The following is a 17,755-nucleotide window of genomic DNA, read 5'->3' on the forward strand; positions in this document are numbered from 1 at the left end:
CTTGAGGGAAAGAGGCCCGATGATTGACGTCCTGGTCGTGGACGACGACTTCCGTGTCGCTGAGATAAACGCCAAGTACGTGGGGAAGGTTCCCGGCTTCCGGGTGGCCGCCCGCGCCCACAGCGCCGCCCAGGCCCTGGCCACCGTCGAACGCGGCACCATCGACCTGGTCCTGCTCGACCACTACCTGCCCGACCAGACGGGCCTCCAGCTCGTCCACCGGATGCGGGAACAGGGCCACGGGACCGACGTGATCATGATCACAGCAGCCCACGACGTCACCACCGTGCAGGCCGCGATGCGTCTGGGCGCCCTGCACTACCTCGTGAAACCGTTCACCTTCGCCGCCCTGCGCAGCCGCCTCGACTCCTACGCCGCCCTCCGCCGCACCGTCGACCGGGTCGGGGGCCGTGGCATCGCCGGTCAGGAGACGGTCGACCGGATCTTCGGCGCCCTGCGTACCACGCCGGTACCGTCGTCGCCGGGGCTGCCCAGCGGCCACACCGAGCCGACCACCGACCTGATCTGCGATGTACTGCACCGTGCGGGCCACCCTCTCTCGGCCCACGAGGTCGCCGCCGAGACCGGCCTGAGCCGCTCCACCGCCCAGCGCTATCTGCGCCACCTGGAACAGGCCGGCCGCCTCCGCCTCTCCCTGAAGTACGGCGACACCGGCCGCCCGGAACACCGCTACGCCTGGGTGGCCCCCTAGCCTCCGCGAACGGCCCCCGTCGCCCGCCAGGCCGTCAGACGGCCCCCGCCCCCGTCAGCGACCGCACCTCGGTCTCCGCGTGCCTGGCCTCGTCCGGGATGTCCGCCGAGGTGACCGTGCCGAGCCAGCCGGCGACGAAGCCCAGGGGGATCGAGACGAGCCCGGGGTTCTCCAGCGGGAAGTACTGGAAGTCCACGGCCGGGAGGAGGGACTCGGGGCTGCCCGACACCACCGGCGACAGCAGCACAAGTGCGACGGCCGGGATCAGCCCTCCGTACACCGCCCACACGGCACCGCGTGTGGTGAAGCCGGGCCAGAACAGCGAGTAGAGCAGCACCGGCAGGTTCGCGGACGCGGCGACCGCGAAGGCGAGCCCCACCAGGAAGGCGACATTGAGATCGCGCGCCAACAGGCCGAGGGCGATCGCGACCACTCCGACGCCGACCGCCGCCATCCGCGCCACGGCCACTTCGCTGCGCGATTCGGTGCGCTCGCGCCGCAGGGAGGCGTACAGGTCGTGTGCCACCGACGCCGAGGAGGCGAGGGTGATCCCGGCGACCACCGCGAGGATGGTGGCGAAGGCGACGGCGGCGACGACCGCGAACAGGACCGTGCCGCCCGTGGAGTCAGCACCACCGCCCAGGTCGAGGGCGAGCAACGGTACCGCCGTGTTCCCGGCCGCGTTCGAACCGCGGACCGCCTCGGGCCCGACGATCGCCGCCGCTCCGAAGCCGAGAACGATCGTCATCAGGTAGAAGCCCCCGATGAGCCCGATCGACCAGACGACCGAACGCCGGGCGGCCTGGGCCGTGGGGACGGTGTAGAAGCGGGAGAGGATGTGCGGCAGCCCCGCCGTGCCCAGCACCAGGGCCAGTCCGAGGCTGATGAAGTCGAGACGCTCGGTCCAGTCGCCGCCGTATTTCAGACCGGGAGCCAGAAACGCCGCCCCGTGACCGCTGCGCTCGGCCGCCGTCAGCAGCAGCTGGTCGAAGTCGCCGTGGAACCGCAGCATGACGAGCACGGTCAGCGTGACGGTACCGCCGAGCAACAGGACCGCCTTGACGATCTGGATCCAGGTGGTGGCCCGCATCCCTCCCAACGACACATAGATCACCATGAGCGCCCCCACGCCGATGACCGCCCAGACCTGGGCCGCCCCGCCCGTCCGGCCGAGGAGCAACGCGACCAGGCTGCCCGCGCCCACCATCTGCGCCACCAGGTACAGCACCGACACGGTGACCGAGGACGTTCCCGCCGCGATCCGGACCGGGCGCTCCCTCATCCGCGCCGCGACCACGTCGGCGAGCGTGAACCGCCCGCAGTTGCGCACCAGTTCCGCGACGAGGAACAACACCACCAACCAGGCCACCAGGAAGCCCACCGAGTACAGCAGTCCGTCGTAGCCGAACAGCGCGATCAGCCCGGAGATACCCAGGAAGGACGCGGCCGACATGTAGTCGCCCGCGATGGCAAAACCATTCTCCATCGGGGAGAAGAGCCGCCCGCCCGCGTAGAACTCCTCCGCGGAACCGCGCCTGTTGCGTCCCACCCAGGCCGTGATCCCCAGCGTGACCGCGACGAACCCGCTGAACAGCAGCAACGCCAGCGTCTGATGGTTGTCGGTCACGAAGCACCGCCTCGGGCGCCGCGGGTCAGTTCCTGGGTGTCCCAGCGCAGCTCCAGTGCGGCGCGGTCCCTGCGGAGCCGGGCGTGCCGGGTGTAGCCCCAGGTGAACAGGAAGGTGCTGACGAACTGCCCCAGTCCGGCGAGCATGGCCACGTTCACGGCCCCCGCCACGGGCCGCGCCATGAACCCGGGCGCGGTGGTCGCCGTCACGACGTACCCCACGTACCAGGAGAAGAAGACCGCGACCGCCGGAACCACGAACCTCCGGTACCGGCTGCGTACCTCCTGGAAGGCGGCGCTCCGCTGCACCTCCAGGTAGACGTCCGCCACCTCCCCGGCCTGCTCCTGGCGCGGCTCCGCGGCAGCCGGGCCGAGTGTGCCGGCGGCGGCCGACTCGCCCCAGCCCGAGGCCAGTGCGTCGTACCAGGGGTCTTCGTACCGCCCCTCTGTGGCCGTCTCGGCCGGAGCCGGGTCATGACCTGCGTGGTTCTCGACGGAACTGTCGGAACCGCTCCCGCCGCCGCGGGCGCGACCGTTGCTTGACTGCATGCCCAAGGATGGACAGAACGGGAAGATCCCTGACTCTTCTTCCCTGCGTACTTCACCCCATCAGGTGACTTCCCCCGCTGGTGGGCGCACCAGCCGCTGCGCATAGGCATAACGCACCGCCTGCGCCCGGTCCTTGAGCCCCGTCTTCGTGAAGAGGTTGTTGATGTGGGTCTTCACGGTGGCGGTGGAGACATGCAACCGACTGGCGATCTCCTGGTTGTTGAGGCCCTCGGCGATCAGCACCAGTACCTCGGCCTCCCGCGCGGTGATCCCGTCCGGCAGGCCGGGGGGCGCGGTCGGCCGTGACCCCGGTTCCGAAAGTCGCTCCAGCAGGCGCCGTTGGATGCTCGGCGACAGTCCCGCGTCCCCCGACAGCACGCTGTGCACGGCCCGCACGATCTCGTCGCCGCCGGCGTCCTTGGTGAGGTAGCCGCGCGCGCCCGCGCTCAGGGCGGGAAACAGCGAGTCGTCGTCCGCGTACGTCGTGAGTACCACGACCTGGGTGCCGGGGTACTCGCTCCGGATCCGCCGCGTCGCCTCCACTCCGTCGCAGCGGGGCATCCGCAGATCCATCAGCACGACGTCGGGGGCCAGTTCGGCGACCAGCCTCACCGCCTCGTCACCGTCACCCGCGGCACCGACGACTTCGATGCCGGGCAACAGCCCCAGCAGCATCACGATGCCCTCGCGTACGACGGTCTGGTCGTCCGCCACCACCACGCGCGCGGACTTCCTCCCGTTCTCCTCCGTCATGCCGGCACCTTCAACGTCACGACAAACCCTTCCTCGCCCGGCCCCGCCCGCAGCGAACCACCCAACAGCTCCGCACGCTCCCGCATGCCCAGCAGACCGTATCCGGCCCCCGCCCCGGTGAGCTCGCCCGGAGAGCCTCCGGTGTCCCGTACGTCCAGCGTCACTTCGTGGGCGCCGTACTCCAGCCGCACTCGCACCCTGGCGCCCGGGGCATGCTTGCGGACGTTCGTCAGGGCTTCCTGGGCCACCCTGCGCACGGCCTGCGACGCCTCGGCCGACAGCGGTCTGCGTTCACCCGTAATGGCGACCTCGGCTCCGTCCGCCGTGGTGTCGACCAGCCCGCTCAGGAAGTCCTCCAGCGGAGTCAGTTCTCCGCGCAGCGCGGACAGTGCCTGTCGGGTCTCGGAGAGGCCGTCGCGGGCCATGCCCCGTGCCGCCACGACCCGTTCGAGGATCTGCCCCCGGTCGGCCCCGCGCTCGATGAGCAGCCTCGCCGCCTCCAGGTGGACCAGCTGCGCGGAGAGGCTGTGGGCCAGCACGTCGTGGATCTCCCGCGCGATGCGCGCGCGCTCGGCCAGGGCCGCCGACTCCGCCTCCGCCGCACGGGCCGCACGCTCCTGGGCGAGCAGCCGCTGGGCGTTGCCGCGTGCCTCGGCGTCCAGGCGCAGGGTGTAGCCGGCGAGGGCCATTCCACCGACAGTGGCGCCGATGGTCAGCACCTTGTCGTCGTCCACCACGGCGAACGAGGCGAGGGCTGCCGCGGCCACCGGCAGTGCGGCCGCGAGGGGCATCCGCTCGAGCGCCACGATCGCGCAACCGCACCACACGACGAGCGTCAGACTGCCGAAGCCCGCGGCGTGGGCAGCGGCCGCCAGCCCCGTCAGCAGCAGGATGAGGGCCAGGGACACCCCAAGCCGGTGCTGGAGGGTGGTCCGGAAGAAGGCCCACGCCAGCCCCCCGGCGAGGACCACTCCCCCGGCCCCGGCGACGGCCACCCAGCCGTGCACCTGGCCGTCGTGGAAGGTGCTCCACAGCAACAGGCCGAGGACGAGTACACGTACGGCCCGGCCGACCAGGCGTCGCGGGACCGAGATTCCTTCGTGTCCCAGTGCCTCCCGGGAAGGCCAGCGTGTCCAGGCGTTCTCCCTCACACACGCTCCTTCCACGCGGACCGGGCCACGGTGTCACCGTACGACGCACGCCCTGCGCGAGCCTGGTCCAGGACCTGCGCCCGCCAGGCCAGGACCCCGGAACGCACCAGCAGGGTGGCGGCGAGCCCCAACATCAGGGCCGAACTGTCCTGGTGGACACCGAGTAGCGCGCCGCACGCGAAGAGACCCGCGCGCAGTCCGATGCCGACGGCCCAGACGCCCCCGCTCGCCTTGGTGCTCTTGCTCCAGAGGGCGCCGTCCTCCGCCACCCATATCCGGGTGGTCCAGGCCCAGCCGGCCCCGGTCGCCAGACCGACGAGCAGTTCGGCGCCCAGGAGCAACAGGGACTCCGTGCGGTGATGGATGTCGAGGATGCCGGGCTCGCGCAACGCCATGAACGCCAGGACCGCGGGGACGAGCCACCAGCGCCGGCCCGCGTCGATCCTGCGGGCACGGAACTGGCGCACGATCACCAGCGCGACCACGGCCACGATCGCCAACGCGTTGACCAACCCGGACATCTCGGCCTCCGAGAGCGGAAGAGGACGCCGGCGGCGAGTGCCGCCGACGCCTTCGACGCTACGGAAACGCGCAGGTCCGCAGATCGGCGCCAGGGTGGATCACGGGTGGATCCTCACCCGGGCGCTGTCTCCACCCGTGGGTGGAGACAGCGGTCAGGCGTCGATGCGCGAGCGGTCCAGCGTGGCCGCCGAGCTGGAGATGAACTCCTTGCGCGGCGCCACGTCGTTGCCCATCAGCAGATCGAAGACCTGCTCGGCGGCTTCCAGGTCGGAGAGGTTGATCCGGCGCAGGGTGCGGTGGCGCGGATCCATCGTGGTCTCAGCCAGCTGGTCGGCGTCCATCTCGCCGAGCCCCTTGTAGCGCTGGATGGCGTCCTTGTAGCGGATGCCCTTGCTCTGGAATTCCATGAGCTTGTCGCGCAGCTCCCGGTCCGAGTACGTGTAGACGTACTTGTCCTGCCCCTTCTTGGGCTGGATCAGCTCGACGCGGTGCAGCGGCGGCACCGCGGCGAACACCCGGCCGGCCTCGACCATGGGACGCATGTAGCGCTGGAAGAGTGTCAGGAGCAGACAGCGGATGTGGGAGCCGTCCACATCGGCGTCGGTCATCATGATGATCTTGCCGTAACGGGCGGCGTCGATGTCGAAGGTACGCCCGGAGCCGGCTCCTATGACCTGGATGATCGCGCCGCACTCGGCGTTCTTGAGCATGTCGGTCACGGACGACTTCTGGACGTTGAGGATCTTGCCGCGGATCGGCAGCAGCGCCTGGAACTCGGAGTTCCGGGCGAGCTTGGCGGTACCGAGCGCGGAGTCTCCCTCGACGATGAACAGCTCGCTGCGGTCGACGTCGTCGCTGCGGCAGTCGGCGAGCTTCGCGGGCAGCGAGGAGGACTCCAGGGCCGTCTTGCGGCGCTGTGCGTCCTTGTGCTGGCGGGCGGCGATCCGCGTACGTGCCGCGGCGACGGCCTTCTCCATGACGACGCGAGCCTGCGCGGCGGCGTCCCGCTTGGTGGAGGTCAGGAACGCCTTGAGCTCCTTGGCGACGACCTGCGCCACGATACGGCGGGCCGCCGAGGTGCCGAGAACCTCCTTGGTCTGGCCCTCGAACTGCGGCTCGGCGAGTCGCACGGTGACGACGGCGGTAAGCCCCTCCAGGGCGTCGTCCTTGACGATGTCGTCCTCGGCGACGCGCAGGAGCTTCTTGGTCCTCAGCACCTCGTTCATGGTGGCGGCGACGGCCTGCTCGAAGCCCGCCATGTGGGTGCCGCCCTTGGGGGTGGCGATGATGTTCACGAACGACTTGAGGGTCGTGTCGTAGCCGGTGCCCCAGCGCAGGGCGATGTCGACGCCGAGCTCACGGGTGACCTGGGTGGGGGTCATCTGGCCGTGCTCGTCCAGGACGGGCACCGTCTCCCGGAACGTGCCCTGACCGGAGAAGCGGAGGACGTCGCAGACCGGCTTGTCAGAGGCCAGGTACTCGCAGAACTCACTGATGCCGCCGTCGAAGCGGAAGGACTCCTCACCCTTGCTGCCGCCCTCGCCGAGGCCGTACTCGTCGCGGACGACGATCGTCAGGCCGGGCACCAGGAACGCGGTCTGGCGGGCACGCTGATGCAGGTTCTCCAGGGAGAGCTTGGCGTCCTTGAGGAAGATCTGGCGGTCGGCCCAGTACCGCACGCGCGTGCCGGTACGGGTCCTGGGGATCTTCTTGGCCTTGCGCAGGCCGCTCGCGGCCTCGAACTTCGCGTCCGGGCCGCTCGTGGCGAAGGCGCCCGGGACGCCCCGCCGGAAACTGATGGCGTGCGTGTGGCCGCTGCGGTCGACCTCTACGTCCAGCCGCGCGGAGAGCGCGTTCACCACGGAGGCGCCCACGCCGTGCAGACCGCCGGAGGCCGCGTAGGAGCCACCGCCGAACTTGCCGCCGGCGTGCAGCTTGGTCATGACGACCTCGACGCCTGAAAGGCCGGTCTTGGGTTCGACGTCGACCGGGATGCCGCGGCCGTTGTCGCGCACCTCCACGGAACCGTCGTCGTGGAGGATCACATCGATGTGGTCGCAGTAGCCCCCGAGGGCCTCGTCCACGGAGTTGTCGATGATCTCCCAGAGGCAGTGCATCAGGCCTCGACTGTCGGTCGAGCCGATGTACATACCGGGGCGCTTGCGTACGGCCTCGAGGCCCTCGAGGACGAGCAGGTGCCGCGCGGTGTAGTTGGAACCGTCCCGGTCTGCTCCTGCCAGCAGCGCTGTGGACGGCACGGACGTCTCGGCGGTCACGCGGTTCGCTCCTCGCTGAATTTCAGGGTGTGCCCTTCTGGGTAAGGGCGCGGCATCGGTAGCCGTTCAGAGGGTACCGAGGCCTGGTAGAGCCGTTGTAACGCCACCCTCGTCTGACCTGAGCCTAGTCCAGAGTCGCATACACGTTCGATCCCTCGTTGGAGTGAAGTACATATCACGTTCCCTTCGGGGCATGAACCATTTAGGCTCCGGGCACGTCCTCATGAACAAACCGGCAATCCAGCCGGACGGACTGACACTGACCGACAGCGCGAAACCGTAAGACACGACAGACACGCAATACGGCACATTCGCCGCCAAACCGGCAGCAGACGGCCACCTCGGAGATTTTTTTCGAGGAGAAGCCACGAGCGGGAACGTTTTGGGGCTGGTTGGATGTTGACCCTGGTACGACAGCTCGTCGAGCTAGAGAAGAGGCGACGTGACTACTGTTCTGACCCCCGCGAGCCCGCTGACGGCCGCTGATCGCTGCGACCGTTGCGGCGCCCAGGCCTACCTGCGGGTTGTCCTGGTGAGCGGCGGAGAACTGCTCTTCTGCGCCCACCACGGCCGCAAGTTCGAGCCGGAACTCAAGAAGATCGCCGCTGAGATACAGGACGAGACGGAGCGGCTGACTACCGTTCCTGCATCCACCTCCGAAGAAGAGCGCTGACGCTTCGCACAACGACGAGCCAGCTCGGCACAGGCCGGCAAACGGGCGGCCGCCCCTCTCCCAGGGGCGGCCGCCCGTTACTCACACCGTGGTACTTGAGACGTCTCAGTGCTGCTCGGACCCCTCAGGCGCCCTGAGCGGCCACCGTGGCCCTTCCCCGAGGCCCAGCGCCGACACGACGTCGGACACGCGCGTATAGACGCCTGGGCTTCCCGGCCACCCACAGCCGTTCCCCCACGACACCAGACCCATCAGTCGGCCCTGGGCGACGAGCGGCCCCCCACTGTCCCCCTGACAAGCGTCAGGGCCGCCTGTCACCTCCCCCGCGCAGACCATGGAGGCGGCGAGGTACGTGCCTTCGGCGCCGCCCGCGTACGCCCTCGCGCACACCGCGTCGTCCAGCACGTGCACGCGTGCGGCTCGCAGGCTGTGCGCGTAGTCACCGGCGCTCGTGGTGTCCCCCCAGCCGTAGACCGCCGCTTCCACTCCCGGCTCGTAGACGGCGTCTCCCGCGGCGGCCATCCGGATCACCGCCGTCGGCGGGAGCGGCTCGGCGAGGGTGAGGACGGCGAAGTCCCCGGCATTGCTGAAAGGGTCGTAGCGCGGATTGACCCAGGTGGCGCGCACCGGGATCTCCTGCCCCTGCACGGAGCCCAGGTTCGTACGCCCGGCGATGACCTTGAGGTCGCGGACGCGGTCCGGTGGCGCCCCCAGGACGTCCTCGCCCATGCAGTGGGCCGCCGTGAGCACGGTGGTCGGCCCGACGGCCACACCACCGCAGAACTGCCCGGACCGCATACCCCCGAACCGGTCACGGCTCGACAGGGCGACCGTCCAGGGACTCTGGGAGATATCCACGGGAAAACCACCGACGACGATGCTGTCGGCGGCCACAGGGGTGGCTGACACCAAGGGTATGACCGTTGCCGCGGCCGCCAGGACGAGCGGCCGGATCAACGCCCGGACAAGGGAACGACGCATGCGGGCTCCTCACTCAGGGTCGTAGTGGGAAACCCAGAGTGATTCACCGCGTGGCGCGCCGCACCCCGCGCCCCACGCCGAAGGCCCGGCCCCGTGACGACGGGGAACCGGGCCTTGGACGTCGTACGAATGCGACCTAGTCGAGGTAGTCGCGCAGCACCTGCGAACGCGACGGGTGGCGCAGCTTCGACATGGTCTTGGACTCGATCTGGCGGATGCGCTCGCGGGTGACGCCGTACACCTTGCCGATCTCGTCGAGGGTCTTCGGCTGACCGTCGGTGAGACCGAAACGCATGGAGACGACGCCCGCCTCGCGCTCGGACAGGGTGTCGAGCACGGAGTGCAGCTGCTCCTGCAGAAGCGTGAAGCTCACCGCGTCGGCCGGGACAACGGCCTCGGAGTCCTCGATGAGGTCACCGAACTCGCTGTCGCCGTCCTCGCCCAGCGGGGTGTGCAGCGAGATGGGCTCGCGACCGTACTTCTGGACCTCGATGACCTTCTCCGGGGTCATGTCGAGTTCCTTGGCCAGCTCCTCCGGGGTGGGCTCGCGGCCCAGGTCCTGGAGCATCTGGCGCTGCACGCGGGCGAGCTTGTTGATGACCTCGACCATGTGCACCGGGATACGGATGGTGCGGGCCTGGTCGGCCATCGCGCGGGTGATCGCCTGACGGATCCACCAGGTGGCGTACGTGGAGAACTTGTAGCCCTTGGTGTAGTCGAACTTCTCGACCGCGCGGATCAGACCGAGGTTGCCCTCCTGGATGAGGTCCAGGAAGAGCATGCCGCGGCCGGTGTAGCGCTTGGCCAGGGAGACCACCAGACGGAGGTTGGCCTCCAGGAGGTGGTTCTTGGCGCGGCGGCCGTCCTCGGCGATGATCTCCAGCTCGCGCTTGAGCTTCGGGGCCAGCTTGTCGGCGTTGGACAGCTTGTCCTCGGCGAACAGGCCCGCCTCGATGCGCTTGGCGAGCTCGACCTCCTGCTCGGCGTTGAGCAGGGGAACCTTGCCGATCTGCTTGAGGTAGTCCTTGACCGGGTCGGCGGTGGCGCCGGCCGCGGCGACCTGCTGGGCGGGCGCGTCGTCCTCGTCATCGTCGGAGAGGACGAAGCCCGCACTCTCGGCGCCCTCGGGCTCCTCGCCGGCCTTGGGGGTCTCCTCGAGGACCTCGTCCTCGATCAGCTCGGCGTCGCCCTTCTTCGCGCTGGTCTTCTTGGCCACCGTCTTCTTGGCGGCGGTGGTCTTCTTCGCGGCCGCCTTCTTGGCGGTCGTCTTCTTCGCAGCGGCCTTCTTGGCGGCCGCGGCTTCCTCGGCGGGATCGACCGCGACGGGTTCGGCGGGCGCTGCCGGGGCAGCCGTGGTGGTGGCGGTGGCCTTCCTGGTGGTCACCGTCTTCGCCGCGACCGTCTTGGTGGCGGTGCGCTTGGCCGGACTCTTCGCTGCGACGCTCTTTCGGGTGCGCTTTGGCTCCGCGGCACTGACCATCAGCGTCACACCCTCTTCCTCGAGGATCTGGTTGAGGCTGCGCAGTACGTTCTTCCACTGAGTGGCCGGAATCTGGTCAGCTTCGAAGGCCCGACGCACATCGTCGCCGGCGATCTGCCCCTCAGCCTTTCCCCGCTCAATGAGCGCCATGACAGAGACGGACTCGGCGATCTCCGGCGGGAGCGTACGGGATGTGCTGGCCGACACGAACAACCTCTCGGAACGTTGGAAAACGGCTTCCGGCCCCGTCCAAGACGGACAGGAGCCGACCACCGGCCTTGGGGATGGGCCGACGGTGCGGGCGGGGGCCGGGGAAGATGCACAGCGCCTTGAACGGCGTCCGTATTCCCTCCGCGACTGTCACCTCTTAGGTCATCGCACTGTCCGCGCGAGCGTTACGCCCAATCTGCGTGGCCCGAGTCACACCCCGTAAGCGATCAAAAAGGGTCAGATGAGGGCAGACCAGGTCACCTGCGGCGTCGACCTGGATCGCTTCGACAGATCCGCCGCCTCGTCGCACCGTCGGACCCCGCAGCAACCCGGAGGTTCCTGCGGGGTCCGACAGAGGACGGCCCGCCGGCCTGGGGATGCCACAGGAGGGGAAGTCATCCCGGGCCGCGCCGCCCGTGGTGTGTGATCAGTGCTCGCGCGGCGCCGGGACCACGCGCTCCACCTCGGGGTGAACGGCGAGCAACTGCCGCATCGCCACCTCCGCGCCCGCGCCGTCACCGGCGGCGAGAGCGTCCACGATCCGGGCATGGTGAGTGAGGGAGGCCTCGTTCGGCCGGTCACAGCCCGTCACCGGGCCGCCGGAGACATGGAGGGCGGCCGACACGATCCCGGAGAGGTGCTCCAGCATGCGGTTGCCGGCGACCTGGATGAGCAGGGAGTGGAACTCGGCGTCCGCACGGGAGAAGGTGAGCGCGTCGCCCTGCGCCAGGGCGTGCCCCATGATCTCGACCATGTCGCCCAGTCGCTGCTGGACGTCCTCGCGCCCGTGCCCGGCGGCGAGCCGGGCGGCGAGCGGCTCGATCGTCCAGCGCAGCTCGCTCAGCTCACGCCGCTGGTCGTCGCGCTGCGGGCCGAAGGCGCGCCACTCGATGATGTCCGGATCGAGGAGGTTCCAGTCGCTGACGGGACGCACGCGCGTGCCGACGTTGGGGCGGGCACTGACCAGGCCCTTGGCCTCAAGGACGCGGAGCGACTCGCGGACGACGGTACGGGAGACCTCGAACCGCTGGCCGATCTCCTCGGGGACCAGCGGCCGGTCGGCACCCAGGTCGCCCGAGACGATCATCTGCCCCAGCTGCTGGACGAGTTGGCCGTGCAGACCGCGACCGCGGCTACCGGCGGCACGTCGGCCCACCCGGCCCAGTTCGGGGTCCGCGCCCTCCCAGGCGGGAGCGCCGACGCGGTCGGCGGCGGGGGCCTCCGCGTAGGGGTAGCGGTCGAGTCCGCCCGGGCCGGCCAGACCGGAGTCTGCGGAGCGGGCGGCGGTCATCATGGTGTGCGCAAGGGTACTCACGGATCCTTTGTCGGCGCTGGCTCCAACTCCCTTGAGGTCTTTGGTGAAAAGCACACGAAAGGGTGATCGCTCACCTCGTCGCAATTGACGCCTAATCGGAAAGAAACGGGCGTTCTGCGGGGAGTTGCGTACAGGCCGGAAGCCGAAGGGTGCGGATGTCGTCACCGGACCCTGCTCCGCAGGGTCGTGAGCACATAGGCGCAGAGCAGGGCGGTCAGCGACAACGCCAGCGCCCCTCCGACGGGTTGGGCGAGCACCTTCGCCACACCGTACAGATAGCGCTCTCCCCCGAAGGGCCATCGCAGCAGGAACACCTCACGGAGCCGCAGGGGAAGCCCGGCCGCGGTCCGCACGGACGATCCCTCCAAGACCTTTTGTACGAGGGGTACGACGACGACGGGCACGGCGAGCACCGCGGCGAGCCCGGCGGTGGTGGACCGGAAGACCCCCGCGGCCAGCACTCCGGCCCAGGCGCATCCGACCACGAGCCCCGTCCAACTCGCACCGACGGAAAGCCAGTCCGCGGGAACCTGAGCGAGCTCCCGTCCGTAGACGAGGTAGAGCACTTCGGCGTCGCAGCCGACCGTGAGAGAGGCCAGCAGCAGCGCTGTGACACCGGTGACGAGGAGCTTGGCGCCGAGCAGCCCCAGCCGGCGGGGCACGGTACCGCGGTCCGCCGCCAGGGCGGGGTGGCGGAACTCGTCACCGAAGGCGAGCGCCCCCAGCAGCCCGGCACCGAACGCCGCAGGCGGCAGGGGCAGCTCCCGGGGCCACGCGGCCAGCAGGCGGGCCTGGGGGGTGTGCCCGATGCGGGCCAGCAGTACGGCGGTGAGGGCGGAGGTGACAAGCACGGCGGTGGCCGTCAGGAACGCGGTACCGATGCCGGCGACACGACGGATTTCGTAGCGGAGCGGGCGCAGGGGGCTGGGGGCGGGGCGGACCGAGATGGAAGGGGGCAGAGGGGGGAGGGCGTCGAGACTGGGGGGACGTGAGGTCTGGGCAGTGGGCTCGAGGCCTTGCAGTGGCTCCGGAGGGTGCGTGGTCGAGGCGAGGGAGCGCACGGGTGGGGCCGGGTCCGGAACGAGGGCCGCGAAGTCGGGGGTGTCGTCGATGCCAGGGGAGACATCTGCGTCCGTGCCGGCCTCGGCGGCGAGGTGACGAGGGCTTCGCCCAGCCGTGAGCGCCTGGGGCGGGCCGTCGGCCCGGGTGAGCGGAGGTGGGCGATCGGCGCCGCCCGTTTGCGGGTCCGGACGCGGGTGGCCAGGGCTCGATCCGCCCGCCCCCGCCCCCATGTCGCCGATCTCGTCGGCGAGTTGATGGACCAGGATGCCGTGACGGAAGGCGGTTTCACCGATGTGGGCGCAGGTGGCGCCGTAGACGGAGAGACGGTTGCCGTCCTCCTGCACGACCTCGAGGGAGAGGCGGGAGGCGCGGGCCTGCTTGGTCAGTACGGCCGCCAGGCGGGCGGCGTGGGGGCTGCGGACGGCGACGCGGGGGCGGAGACGGGTGCGGGAGAAGTCGGCGGCGTTCTGATCGGCGACGAGTCTGCCCCGGTCCAGGGTGACTACATGGTCGCCGGCCCGAACGGCCTCCTTCGGGTCGGTCGTGGTCAGCAGGACCGTGCCGCCCTGGGTCGCATGGGCGCGCAGCATGCCGTGCAGCCAACGGCCTTCCCGGACGGAGAGTCCGTCGGTGGGGTCGTCGAGCACCAGGGTGTGCGGGTCTGCGAGCAGAGCGCAGGCGAGGCCGAGCCGGCGGTCCATGCCCCGGGAGAGGGTACTGAGGCGTTCGTCGCGCAGGCTGACGAGACCGGCCGCTTCGAGGACCTCGTCGGCCCGCCGGACCGGTACGCCAACGGCCGCGCACAGCATGCTCAGATGGCCGCGGACCGTGCGGGACGGGTGCCCCGGCACGTCACCGAGGACCACCCCGACCTCGCGGGACGGGTGGGAGATGCGGCGCAGGGGGCGGCCCCTGAAGTAGGTGATGCCGCGACCCGGTTGGAGTTCGAGCATGAGTCTCAGCGCCGTGGTCTTGCCTGCGCCAGGTGCTCCGAGCAGTACGGTGACGTGGCCCGCCCACGCCTCGAAGGAGACGTCGTCGACGGCGGGCGGAAGCTCCTTGCGGGGCGTGCTGGTCAATCCGATGGCCTGGATCACCCGATGCAAGATAGCGCGCTATGTCCGGTTTTCCCGGTATCACTTGCTCGGTCGGTCGAAGATCGGAGTCACACCTCGGGGCGCAGCATCGGCGGGTTGAGCAGCGTGGCGCCACCGGCGCGGAAGAGCTGGGCGGGACGGCCGCCCTGACGTGTGGTGGTGCCGCCGGTGGGAACGAGGAAGCCGGGCGTTCCCGTGACCTTGCGATGGAAGTTGCGCGGGTCGAGGGCGACTCCCCACACCGCCTCGTAGACCCGGCGCAGCTCACCGACCGTGAACTCGGCGGGGCAGAACGCCGTGGCCAACGACGAGTACTCGATCTTGGAGCGGGCGCGTTCCACCCCGTCGGCGAGGATCTGGGCGTGGTCGAAGGCGAGCGGCGCGACCGGTTCGCCTTCCCTGCCGTAACCGCCCTGCTGCAGCAGTTCCTCGACGGGCGCCCACCGCGCGTTGCTCGCGTCGCCGCCCGCTCTGGGGGCGGGCAGGTCAGGAGCGAGCGCCAGATGAGCGACGCTGACCACACGCATCCGGGGGTCGCGCTTGGGGTCGCCGTATGTGGCGAGTTGCTCGAGGTGGGCACCGTACTCGGGGACCGGGACGGCGGGGTCGTGGGCGCGCAGTCCGGTCTCCTCGGCCAGCTCGCGTGCCGCGGCCTGCGCCAGGTCCTCGTCGGCCCGCACGAAACCGCCGGGGAGTGCCCAGCGCCCCTGGAACGGCGGCTCGCCCCTGCGAACCGCCAGCGCGCACAGGGCATGGCGGCGCACGGTCAGCACGACCAGGTCCACGGTGACGGCGAAGGGCGGAAACGCTGACGGGTCGTAGGGCATGCGGCGATCATAGTCGTCTGCCTGACGATAAACACTCCCTTCGTCGGCCGCGCAGGTGGCTGGTCCACTTCGTTCCGTCATGGGCCGGCGCCTCAGCGCCCCGCCCGCCCCATGTCGCGCGTCCTACGAGGTCACACGCCCAATTGCAGGCCCTCGGCCGCTTCCTCGACCATGGCGAGGCCGAGCCGGCTGACCCGGACGGAGAAGGGGGCGCCCGCGACCCTCAGGCCCGTGAGGCCGATCTCGCCCAGGGGGGCGCTGTGCATGGGGCGGAGGGTGACCGTCCCGGCCGGGGCGTCGGGGCGGATGCCCGCGAGGGTGGTGAGCAGCAGGATCGCGGCGGCCGCCGCGGTGGCGGCGGGGCGGCAGGCTGCCGGGTGGGGCAGGGGAGCACTCCCTTCGGTGCGCTGCTCGCCCGCGTACATCTCGGGCAGCCTGTGGCCGAAGGCCTCGGCCGCCGCCAGTACGCCCCGCAGCAGGGAGGCCGCCTCCTTCTCGTAGGCGGCGTCGGCCAGGCCCGCGACGGCGACCGCAGTCTCCTGCACGCGTACGGCGCCGACCCGATGGCCGAACGGGTTGTGCCCCGGCTCCTTCACACCCAGCCCGCGCAGCCCCCAACCCGAGTCCAGCGCCGGGCTGCCGAACCGTCGCGCCAGTTGTTCGGTCTGCACCTTGTCGAGCAGGCCCGGCGCCCGCTCTCCCCCGCCCAGCAGGCCGGTGTCGAGGAGGTGGGCGGCCGCCGCGCCGAAGTGCGGTAAGGGTCTCCCGTCCGGGGCGAGGGCTGCCGCCGGGCGGCCGCCACCGCGGTCGTCGATCCAGAAGTCGCTCCGGAATGCCGTACGGAGCGCCTGGGCCCAGTGTCGGAGCTCGGCGCCTCCTGGCCTGCCGAAGGCGTCGAGCAGGTCGGCCCCCAGCAGTGCCGCGCGGTGGGCGTGGGCCTGTGTCTCGCACCGGGCGGGGCCGCCGGGCTGCGGGTCGCGCAGATACGGGCCGTCGCGCACGGTGGCCTTCAGCCAGGTGAGGCAGCGCTCGGCCGTCGGCAGCAGTTCCCGTGCCTCGGGCTCGGGCAGGCCCCAGCGGCGGGCCTCCGCGAGGAGCACGGGGAACAGGAGCGTGGCCTCCGTGCCCGTGCACCCCGGTGGCAGGTGCGCTCCCGCGTCCCGTCGTGGGCCGGGGATCATGCCGGATCGGGGGTCGGGGATGGGGAGCTGGGTGCGGGCGAGGGTGCGCAGCGTGCCCGCGGCCAGGCGGGTGTCGAGGGGCAGCGCCATCCGGGCCGCGGCGAGAGCCTCGGCCGGGGCCAGACCACACCGCCAGGGGGCCCCGGCCGCGAGGTACGTGTCCGTGGGGTGCGCCGGGTCGCGCACCAACAGGGACTGGAGGTCCTCGACGCCGGCCCGAAGGAGGGCCTGGACGCGTGGGTCGTCGCCCGTCGCCGCTGCGGGAGCCGTCCCACCGGCGGGGGTCAGGGGGCTGGTCGCCGAGCGGCCCACGGCCCGGACCGGGCCCGCACCGTCCGGGCGCACCCTCAGCTCCACGGTCGTACTGCCGCCCGGGGCCAGGTCGAACTCCCAACGCAGCACGCCCGCGGAGGCCAGTGCGTCGGCGGGCGGCGGATCCGCCGTGACCGCCGAGGATCCGTCGGGGCCGCTCCAGCGCAGGCCGGAGTCGTGGACGGTCGCGGGCACTTCGGGCCCCGTGGTGCCGGAGGCGATCGCCCCCAGATCGGCGAGGTCTGTGCCGAGGGCGACTTCGACCGGCAGGCGCAGGGGGCGCTGGGCCGAGCTGTGGAGCGTGATCCGTTCCGTGCCGTCCGCGTGGCGGATCCGCTCGACGACGATGTCCGGGTCGGGTCCGGCCTGCGGGGAGGCACGCAGCGTGCCAACGAAGCGGGCCTGGTCGGCCGCGGTCATCCGGGCCTGAACCGCGAGGGGCTCCCGCCCTGCCACACGCACCTGGCATCTGGCGAGCACCCGTCGCCCCCCGCGGTAGAACCCCTCCAGCCCTTGGCCGGTCAGCTGCCCTTCCTCCGTGGAGATCGCGAGGCCCGGGAGAGCGACGCAGATCATGGCGGAGTGGACGGGAGGCAGGCCGGCGGGCCGACGGGGAACCCTGGCCGGGCTGGATGGCGCTGTCGCGGGCTTGGGGTCCCGGGAGGCGACCAGGGGCGGGCGTCGCGTCTGATCGGCGGGCGGGGAAGGGGACGACGTCCGGTCGGGGGTGAGGGACGGGAGACGGGGCGCCCAGGGGCCTGGGCGGGGCGGGGACGAGGGCTTCGGGTGGTCGGTGGGTCGGGGAGGCGAGCAGCCCTGGCCGGATTCGGCGGGTCGGCCTGGGATGCGGTCCAGGCCAGTGCCGAGAGGCGGGCGCGCGGGGTGGTCCTGGCCGGTCAGGGTGGGCCGTGGTGGAGAGGCCGGCTCGTGGTGTCCCGCGCCGCCCGGGATGGTCGGCAGGCCTTGACCGGGCCGGCGGGGCGGCATGGCCCGGTTCGGAGTGGGGTGGTCGTCGTCGGCGGCGGTGG

The 17,755-nt window shown here is 71.1% G+C and carries 14 protein-coding genes; 2 read left to right on the forward strand and 12 right to left on the reverse strand.

Going from position 1 to position 17,755, the window contains the following annotated elements; all coding sequences use genetic code 11:
- Positions 1–19: 19 nt before the first annotated feature.
- The gene (locus IG99_RS10475) at positions 20–712 is read left to right on the forward strand and encodes a response regulator (RefSeq protein ID WP_037672088.1); all 693 of its coding nucleotides are present in this window, start codon (positions 20–22) and stop codon (positions 710–712) included.
- Between the two features lie 34 nt (positions 713–746).
- On the opposite strand, the gene IG99_RS10480 is transcribed toward IG99_RS10475, so the two are convergent.
- The 6 genes from IG99_RS10480 to IG99_RS10505 form a co-directional block, all read right to left on the reverse strand.
- Entirely contained in the window at positions 747–2,339 is a 1,593-nt protein-coding gene (locus tag IG99_RS10480) for a solute symporter family protein (protein WP_037672090.1), read from the reverse strand.
- Positions 2,336–2,887 (reverse strand): DUF485 domain-containing protein, encoded by a 552-nt coding sequence (locus IG99_RS10485; RefSeq protein ID WP_037672091.1) that lies wholly within the window; start codon positions 2,885–2,887, stop codon positions 2,336–2,338. Before IG99_RS10485 ends, IG99_RS10480 begins: the two co-directional genes overlap by 4 nt.
- Positions 2,888–2,947: 60 nt before the next feature.
- Complete coding sequence (locus tag IG99_RS10490; RefSeq protein ID WP_037672092.1) at positions 2,948–3,640, reverse strand: response regulator transcription factor; 693 nt, start codon at positions 3,638–3,640, stop codon at positions 2,948–2,950.
- Positions 3,637–4,791: a sensor histidine kinase gene (locus IG99_RS10495; protein WP_037672093.1), complete on the reverse strand. Its 1,155-nt coding sequence runs from the start codon at positions 4,789–4,791 to the stop codon at positions 3,637–3,639. The genes IG99_RS10490 and IG99_RS10495 overlap by 4 nt, the downstream gene beginning before the upstream one ends.
- Entirely contained in the window at positions 4,788–5,312 is a 525-nt protein-coding gene (locus IG99_RS10500; protein WP_037672094.1) for a hypothetical protein, read from the reverse strand. Before IG99_RS10500 ends, IG99_RS10495 begins: the two co-directional genes overlap by 4 nt.
- Positions 5,313–5,465: 153 nt before the next feature.
- Complete coding sequence (locus IG99_RS10505; RefSeq protein WP_037672095.1) at positions 5,466–7,589, reverse strand: DNA gyrase/topoisomerase IV subunit B; 2,124 nt, start codon at positions 7,587–7,589, stop codon at positions 5,466–5,468.
- A gap of 442 nt (positions 7,590–8,031) precedes the next feature.
- On the opposite strand from IG99_RS10505, the gene IG99_RS10510 reads away from it, so the two are divergent.
- Positions 8,032–8,262 (forward strand): DUF7455 domain-containing protein, encoded by a 231-nt coding sequence (locus IG99_RS10510; RefSeq protein WP_037672096.1) that lies wholly within the window; start codon positions 8,032–8,034, stop codon positions 8,260–8,262.
- A 105-nt stretch (positions 8,263–8,367) separates the two neighbouring features.
- Here the strand turns inward: IG99_RS10510 and IG99_RS10515 are convergent, their stop codons facing one another.
- The 6 genes from IG99_RS10515 to IG99_RS10540 all read right to left on the reverse strand — a co-directional run bounded on the left by IG99_RS10515 (position 8,368) and on the right by IG99_RS10540 (position 17,303).
- Complete coding sequence (locus tag IG99_RS10515; RefSeq protein ID WP_051865136.1) at positions 8,368–9,243, reverse strand: S1 family peptidase; 876 nt, start codon at positions 9,241–9,243, stop codon at positions 8,368–8,370.
- Between the two features lie 136 nt (positions 9,244–9,379).
- Complete coding sequence (locus tag IG99_RS10520) at positions 9,380–10,930, reverse strand: RNA polymerase sigma factor (protein WP_037672328.1); 1,551 nt, start codon at positions 10,928–10,930, stop codon at positions 9,380–9,382.
- A gap of 430 nt (positions 10,931–11,360) precedes the next feature.
- Positions 11,361–12,248 carry a FadR/GntR family transcriptional regulator gene (locus tag IG99_RS10525; protein ID WP_078947619.1) on the reverse strand — a complete coding sequence of 296 codons (888 nt, stop codon included), beginning with the start codon at positions 12,246–12,248 and terminating at the stop codon, positions 11,361–11,363.
- A gap of 161 nt (positions 12,249–12,409) precedes the next feature.
- Positions 12,410–14,407: an ABC transporter ATP-binding protein gene (locus tag IG99_RS10530; RefSeq protein WP_037672099.1), complete on the reverse strand. Its 1,998-nt coding sequence runs from the start codon at positions 14,405–14,407 to the stop codon at positions 12,410–12,412.
- A gap of 68 nt (positions 14,408–14,475) precedes the next feature.
- Entirely contained in the window at positions 14,476–15,234 is a 759-nt protein-coding gene (locus tag IG99_RS10535; RefSeq protein WP_037672100.1) for an NUDIX hydrolase, read from the reverse strand.
- Positions 15,235–15,365: 131 nt separating this feature from the next.
- Positions 15,366–17,303 carry a glycogen debranching N-terminal domain-containing protein gene (locus tag IG99_RS10540; RefSeq protein WP_078947620.1) on the reverse strand — a complete coding sequence of 646 codons (1,938 nt, stop codon included), beginning with the start codon at positions 17,301–17,303 and terminating at the stop codon, positions 15,366–15,368.
- Between the last annotated feature and the right edge of the window lie 452 nt (positions 17,304–17,755).

The sequence above is a fragment of the Streptomyces griseus subsp. griseus genome (assembly GCF_000720255.1).
Classification (GTDB): Bacteria; Actinomycetota; Actinomycetes; order Streptomycetales; family Streptomycetaceae; genus Streptomyces; species Streptomyces griseus_I.